5 protein-coding genes are annotated in these 6,810 nt (G+C 39.4%); 1 reads left to right on the top strand and 4 read right to left on the bottom strand.

Features of this window, described 5'->3' with window-relative positions:
• Positions 1–138 precede the first annotated feature (138 nt).
• Positions 139–945 (bottom strand): alpha/beta hydrolase, encoded by an 807-nt coding sequence (locus tag ABJE44_RS18535; RefSeq protein ID WP_348112904.1) that lies wholly within the window; start codon positions 943–945, stop codon positions 139–141.
• A gap of 791 nt (positions 946–1,736) precedes the next feature.
• On the opposite strand from ABJE44_RS18535, the gene ABJE44_RS18530 reads away from it, so the two are divergent.
• On the top strand, positions 1,737–2,687 hold the full coding sequence (locus ABJE44_RS18530) for an integron integrase (RefSeq protein WP_348112905.1): 951 nt from the start codon (positions 1,737–1,739) through the stop codon (positions 2,685–2,687).
• Between the two features lie 305 nt (positions 2,688–2,992).
• On the opposite strand, the gene ABJE44_RS18525 is transcribed toward ABJE44_RS18530, so the two are convergent.
• The 3 genes from ABJE44_RS18525 to ABJE44_RS18515 all read right to left on the bottom strand — a co-directional run bounded on the left by ABJE44_RS18525 (position 2,993) and on the right by ABJE44_RS18515 (position 6,633).
• The gene (locus tag ABJE44_RS18525) at positions 2,993–5,350 is read right to left on the bottom strand and encodes a TonB-dependent receptor (protein WP_348112906.1); all 2,358 of its coding nucleotides are present in this window, start codon (positions 5,348–5,350) and stop codon (positions 2,993–2,995) included.
• 174 nt (positions 5,351–5,524) lie between these two features.
• Positions 5,525–5,887, bottom strand: a complete 363-nt coding sequence (rraB, locus tag ABJE44_RS18520) for a ribonuclease E inhibitor RraB (protein ID WP_348112907.1) — start codon at positions 5,885–5,887, stop codon at positions 5,525–5,527.
• 26 nt (positions 5,888–5,913) lie between these two features.
• On the bottom strand, positions 5,914–6,633 hold the full coding sequence (locus ABJE44_RS18515; protein ID WP_289031604.1) for a 1-acylglycerol-3-phosphate O-acyltransferase: 720 nt from the start codon (positions 6,631–6,633) through the stop codon (positions 5,914–5,916).
• Positions 6,634–6,810 lie beyond the last annotated feature (177 nt).

The raw sequence follows: 6,810 nt of genomic DNA, 5'->3' as shown, positions 1-6,810 counted from the left end.
TGAATACTTAAAATCCGAAGGGCTTTATTCACTGCGTGATGGTTGGATTGCACTTCACCATCCTAAGTGAAACGCCCTGTGCGGAGCCGCATGCAGGGTGTTGTGGGGGCTGGAGGCTAGATACCTCCGGCTACCCGATTAGTGTTTAATTTTGTCCAATAGTTCTATTATCTCTCGAACAACCATATCTGGTTCGTCGTTCTGTGGGAAATGGTAACTCTTGTTTGTTAATACAGCCTTTCCTTTTGGAAACGCGTTTGCCCATTCAGTATGCAATTCTCCCCACATTTCCCGAGCTTCATCTGTGAAAAAGAGTAATGGAGGGTTTTCATATTTTTTTATTGATGCAATGACTGTTACAGGGATATTCGGTATCTCAGGATAATCGGGAAGTGGTCGTTTAGACCAAAAATCTAGGTATTGGTTAGACATTCCGTTTGTCATGTCGTCCAGTTTCACTTGAGCAATTTCTTTTTCTGCTTTAGCAAGATCAATTCTTCTCATAATATCAACATCATGTTCCGATGCAGGCTCAATTAGCATTAACCCAGAAACCCATTCAGGATAGGTCGCAGCAAAGCGTCTAGCGATGTAAGCGCCATATGAATGGGCCACATAAACCACTGGGGTTTTAATGTTTAAAGCCTCAAGAACTAAACGAGCCTCTTCAGCATACTCTTCAGAGCTATAATTTTTCATAACTTGCTCTGAGCCACCGTTTCCAATTCGTGAGTAACGAATAACACGAGTCTTCTTGGTAAGACTTTCAAAAATAGGGTTCCAATCAGATAAACCTGCTGAACCTCCAGCTTCCAAGAATACAGTATGTTTGCCATTACCTGTCATCTCGTATTCGACATCATAGCCATTTACCGTGACGTAACTAGACTTGGCAAAAACAACCACTGGAACAAAAAGACTAAAAAGCAACCACGCAGATTTCATTTATTCTCCTTAAAAACTAACGCTTTGCCAAGGGGCAAATGCGAACGTTGTTGGGCAGAGCCCAGTGAGTATTTGTCCCAGCCGCGCTTTTTGCGGCGATCTTAGGCAATTTGTTAGGTGCTGATTGTCAAAACGCATACTTATTTTCCGCACACTTCAAGCTTAGCACTAGTTTATCTTTATTTATCTCTGCAACAATAAAAGAGCTATATATCAAGTTGTAATCTTGATGAGGAGAGAAAAAGTGAATTTGATTTCCTTCATTCGTAACTTCCAATAATTCACCGTTCCGATAAGTCTGATATAGGGTTTTAACGTCCAATGGCTTTTTAAAGTCCATACATGTTGCGTAAAGCTCATTCACCTCGGAATTGGTGCAACTTGCTAACAACAACGTGAATAAAAGTATGACTGTACGCATAAGCACCTAACGCTTATTATCGAGCATGTCGTATATGTAACTTCTCGATTTCATTTTTAATTTCGTCATCACCAGCCCTTACCTATTGATTTTATTAAATGTTTTTAACTTTGAAGTTATCAAAACCACAAAGAGTTGCAAAAGCAAAAGGAGACCTGACGGGGTCGACTCGACTTTAACGCGACTTTTCTGCTTCCTATTACAAACTATGTGTAGAATAATTTCTATAGCTAAATTAATAGCTTAACGTTTTTTTCGAAAACAAAACGAGACCTATGAAATTTACATAGTAGGAAGCAATATTGGCATTATATAAAAACATGCATTGCAACTGTATATAAACACAGCATTCATTTCAGGAAGAAACATAATGTCAAAATCTCCTTTTATAGAATCCATACGACTTATTTTGCGAACCAAACGGTATAGCTTGAAAACGGAAAAAGCTTATCTTCACTGGATTCGAAGATTTATTTATTTCAATGGCAAGCGTCACCCTAAAGATATGGGTGAATTAGAGGTTGAGCAGTTTTTAACACACCTTGCTATAACACTGAAAGTATCACCAACCACACAAAACCAAGCTTTGTGCGCCATTATTTTTATGTATAGGCATGTGCTTGAAATGGATTTGACCAACATGGCTTTTACATTTGCTAAAACCCCAGTCAGAGTTCCTGAAGTATTAAGTCATGGTGATGCAGTTGCGGTAATCAATAATTTACGAGGTGTTCATCAAACTATCGGCACTCTCATGTATGGTGGAGGTTTTCGTATATCAGAGGTGCTTAGGTTACGTATAAAAGATTTTGACCGAAACACCATTTTTATTTTTCGTTCAAAAGGCCAAAAAGACCGCGTAACTATGTTTCCAGAATTAGCCAAGACTGAAATAACTAAACAAATTCAAAAAGTAGAGCGTATACATCAAAAAGATATTGATGATGGATATGGGCTGTCTTCACTTCCACCTTCTCTTATTCGTAAGTACGAAAAAGCGGCGACTAACTTATCTTGGCAATATATATTCCCATCAAATACTCGGTGCATGCACCCCTACGATGGTTATATATGTCGCCACCACCTCCATCAAACAGGGTTTCGTAAGGCGTTAAAAAAAGCAGTTCAAGAAGCTGGTGTTTTGAAACGAGTCACCTCACATACCTTTAGGCATAGTTTCGCAACGCGATTGCTTGAAACTGGGCATGACATCAGAGTAGTACAAGAATTATTGGGGCATGATGACGTAAAAACCACACAAGTTTATACCCACGTTTTGGGTAAGCATAAATCCGGCGCAATAAGCCCAATGGATGCCTGATGAAATATCAACATTCTCCCCAGATTTAGCCTCTTTAACTGGCCGCTTTCACTGCGTTGAAAGTACTAAATTAGAATACTATGAACTTCAGTTATTGGCACTAAACCGTCAGTAATATTTGGGCAAGCTTTGCATATTCAAAATGTAAGGTTAAATTCTGACTAAATTCACTTTAACAAAGCTCACATTTCTTTCAAATTAGCGAGCTTCTGTTTTAGAACGGCACTATTTTTGACATCATTTTATGAGAGAAACAAAAAAGGACGAGCCAAAGCCCGTCCCAAAGTGCTACAGGGAACGTTTGTTTAAAATACAGCTTTTATGTTAATCGCAGCTGTTCTTGGTGCTCCCAACCATGCTGCGTTTGTCGCTACCGTTCCTAGGTAGCTTTCATCAAATAAGTTATTGACTGTAAAGTTTATTTCTATGGACTCAACAGACTTACCTAGATCATCAATGTGAGTACTAAAGTACAAATCGCTGACAGTGTAGGCATCTACTGCTGAGGTGTTCTCTTGATTTAACCAACGTTCTCCAACATATTTAGTACTTAAACCTGCTGAGTGATTACCGCGGACCCAATCAAGACTTAACACGCCCATTTCTTCAGCTGCGCCAATAACGCCATTACCCAAAATAGAAGTTTCGCCTTCAGCAGCCTTATCTGTATATTCAGAGTTATTATTGGTGTAAGACACAAACACACTAAAGTTATCAGATACGTGATAGGTTAAAGAGACTTCAATACCAGTAGACTCAATACCACCATCATTAATGTATCCACCTGCGGTCGACTCCAAGAAATCAATACCGTCTTCACCATCTTCAATACTAACAAAGGTAATACGATTATCGAACTTAGTGGCATAGTAAGTCAGGTTAGCACTCAAATTATCTGATGAGTAACGCAACCCCATATCAAAATTATCTGCAGTTTCTGGCTCTACTAGGGTCAAATCTGCATCGTCTCGCTCTAATACCGCATCTTTTATAGCCGCATAGTTTTGTGCAAAACCAGCAAACGCCTCTAAACCATCTACAGGTAAAGGAGCAACAAATCCGGCAGACAATAACAAGTCAGAATCAGAAGACACACCTTGATTATTTGCTGAATTAAACCTGTCGTTTTTAGACACATCAACCAAGAATTGCTTTACACCGAAATGAGCTTTGGCAAAGCCTAAGTCCAACTCATCCTCAAGGTAGAACATAGTGGTTTCTACTGGGAATTCACGATCATACTGCACCCAATAAGGGGTTTCATCAAAATAGAAACTAGTGGCTGAATCAATTATTTTGTGCCAATCACGGCTTTCATCACGGGTATAATCTTCATACCAGAAACCACCGCGTAGGGTGTTGTCCATTTCAGCTATGCGCGCATCCCAATTAAAATCACCATTTATACCCACTCGTGTTTTTTCATAGTGAGTGTGACGATAAGATCCCACAGGTATTGCACCTTGTTCATAACAACCTGGGTCATACTCTGCACCCGCACCACCGTAAGGAAAGCTGATAGAGCTTTCACATCCATCAATTGGGCTCAATTGCACACCAGCACTATCAACAAAGAATATTTGCCCCAGAATATCCCCACCGTATACAGTATTACCTGAAACCACTTCTGAATGACCAACACCTTCACCGTCATCAGTTACATTAACTAAATAAGGTGGTACCCAGTCACCGCGGCCTTCATTATTGTGGTAATAAACGTTAGTACTAAAGGCAACATCACCTATATCAAAATCTGCTTTTAAGTAAGTGAAAAAGTTTTCTCTTAAGGTAGACCAACCACGGCGGTAGGCTTGGTCTTGATATGGAATACCAGTCCACTCGCTAGTTAACTGGTCCCATTCTGAGTTCTGTTCAAATTGCGCTAAGCCATAAACACGTTGGTAGTTGTCTTCGTGGGTATCGTCATAAGATGCATAAGCCGTTACATCAACATCACCTAACGTACTCATTACTTTTGCCGCAAAGTGGTCACGCACATTCTCGGCAGCTTGATCCATCCAATCGCTACTTTCTTGATTAGACACACTGAACCATGCAAAGGTATCTTTAGCAATTTCACCTGTTTCGTAACGAGCAAAGAATTTTCTACCATCAAATTCAGCAAAAGTCGTACTTACAACCAAACGCTCTTCTAGCCCAGGATCAATGGTGACAAAATCAAGTGTGCCACCTAAGGCCTCATGAGAACGCGATGCTATGTCAGATGTACCTTGTGACACATCGACTCTGGCTAGGTTTTCTGTGTCGATATAACGGTTGGCTTTAGCGCCACCGCCATAATTAGAATTACCGTTTGCAATGCCATCCACTGTCATCCCAATTTGTTGCTGCGATAAATCCACTTGAAAACCACGTATCGAAATACTCGTTGACCAGTCGTCTGCTCCAAAGGTGTCGCCTTCATTTATCAGCACACCGGGCAAGTTATCAATAGTAGCTAACACGCTCGTCATTGAAGTTTGTTGTTTAATCATTTCTTCAGATGTTTGGTTATTTGCGTAAGACACACTTTTACCCACAACGGTAATGGCTTCGACTGCTTGGTCTTCATTATTTTGAGCAACAACAAAGCCAGATGTTGCGGAATAACTCAGAGCGAAGGCAATAGATATTGCCAGTTTTGTGCGGTTAGTGGTTTTCATGGTATCTCCCAGTATGTTTTTATAGTGGGCGATAATTTGAAGGTTTTATATGAAGCTGAGATGTACAACTGATGACGCTTAAGTGACTTTTTTACTGCATATTTATGCGGTTTTAGTGACACTTTTGTGTCACTAAGCCTTTACTGATGATTATTTTAAGCCAATCAAATATAACTATTTTTCGATGAAATACGTGCCCCAACCATCAAACTCCACTTGATGTTTTTCAGCAATAGCAAACAGCTTTTTGGTATCTTCATTAATCAAACTCACATCTAACATACGCTCAACTACTGCATCAAAACAGAATACTTCGCCGCCGTCATCTAGCTCTAATTCTTCTGCATCTCCCACTTCAAAGCCGGCTTTAAAGGCATCTACAGCTGCTTTTTCAAGGGCCTCAAAATCCACGCTAGCAAAATGATACTCTATGGTATGTGCTTGGCTATTATCACTACCATCTTCAATTAGGGCAGCCACTGTTTCTTGATTAAACTCAAACCACTCAGCTAACTCTGATTCTGCTTCTAAACTCATACTAATACCTTTTGATGGGTGAATATTTAAGAATTGTGACTTTCAATTTCTGTATCTAAGACTTTTATCATATCAGCCATTTTATTATGAAAATATGCCATATTGTCTTTTAAGGGTTTATCTTCATCCATATACTCTGGCTCTGATAATGACATCAATACCGTACCGTTATTCCAACGATTCAATTTAATTTTTTGATGTAAGTTGCTCGCAGCTACCACCACAATGGGCTCTTTGGTTTCTTCTGCTATACGAAATGCCCCTGACTTAAAAGGTAATAACCCACGGCCATAACTTCTGGTTCCTTCGGGGAAAAACCAAACTGACAAACCTTTTTCTTTAATTTTGTCAACGGTAACTTGTAACGTCCCTCTGGCTCTTCCCGAATTTTTACGGTCAATCATAATATTGCCAGTTAACCAGTATGCTTGGCCAAAAATAGGGATCCACTTTAGGCTTTTTTTACCAACTGTTACCGTGCCTTTTTGTGCAGCTTTGCAAATTGTCACTAGGTCATAACTATTTTGATGGTTCGCTATATATACAAACGGACCGCCTTGCTTAACACTTTCAGGTACCCTAACTTCCAATTTTAAACCTAAAATAACTGAAATTGAGCTGTATAATTTACCGGCAACGTATACGTTATCACGATGAAAAGGTCGCACTAAACACACAAGCAATAATGCTGCATTTACCAAAATAAAATAACAAATTAAGGCGATTATTCTAATCAGAGCTAACATTCACTTATCCAGAAATCGAAATGGGTGCCGAGTATACGCACTTTTTAACTTATACCCAAACCACTTAATAATAGTTTTTAAGCATTACTTTCTGTTAATTTCGCAACACTATTTGCTTGAAAGGAATGAATTAAATTACTATTCGGCCGATACTTATCTCAATAGATAAAATTATAC

The sequence above is a fragment of the Paraglaciecola sp. genome (assembly GCF_039942875.1).
Taxonomy (GTDB): domain Bacteria; phylum Pseudomonadota; class Gammaproteobacteria; order Enterobacterales; family Alteromonadaceae; genus Paraglaciecola.
The sequence above is the reverse complement of the archived record's forward strand: the minus strand, read 5'-3'. Positions and strand labels throughout refer to the sequence as shown.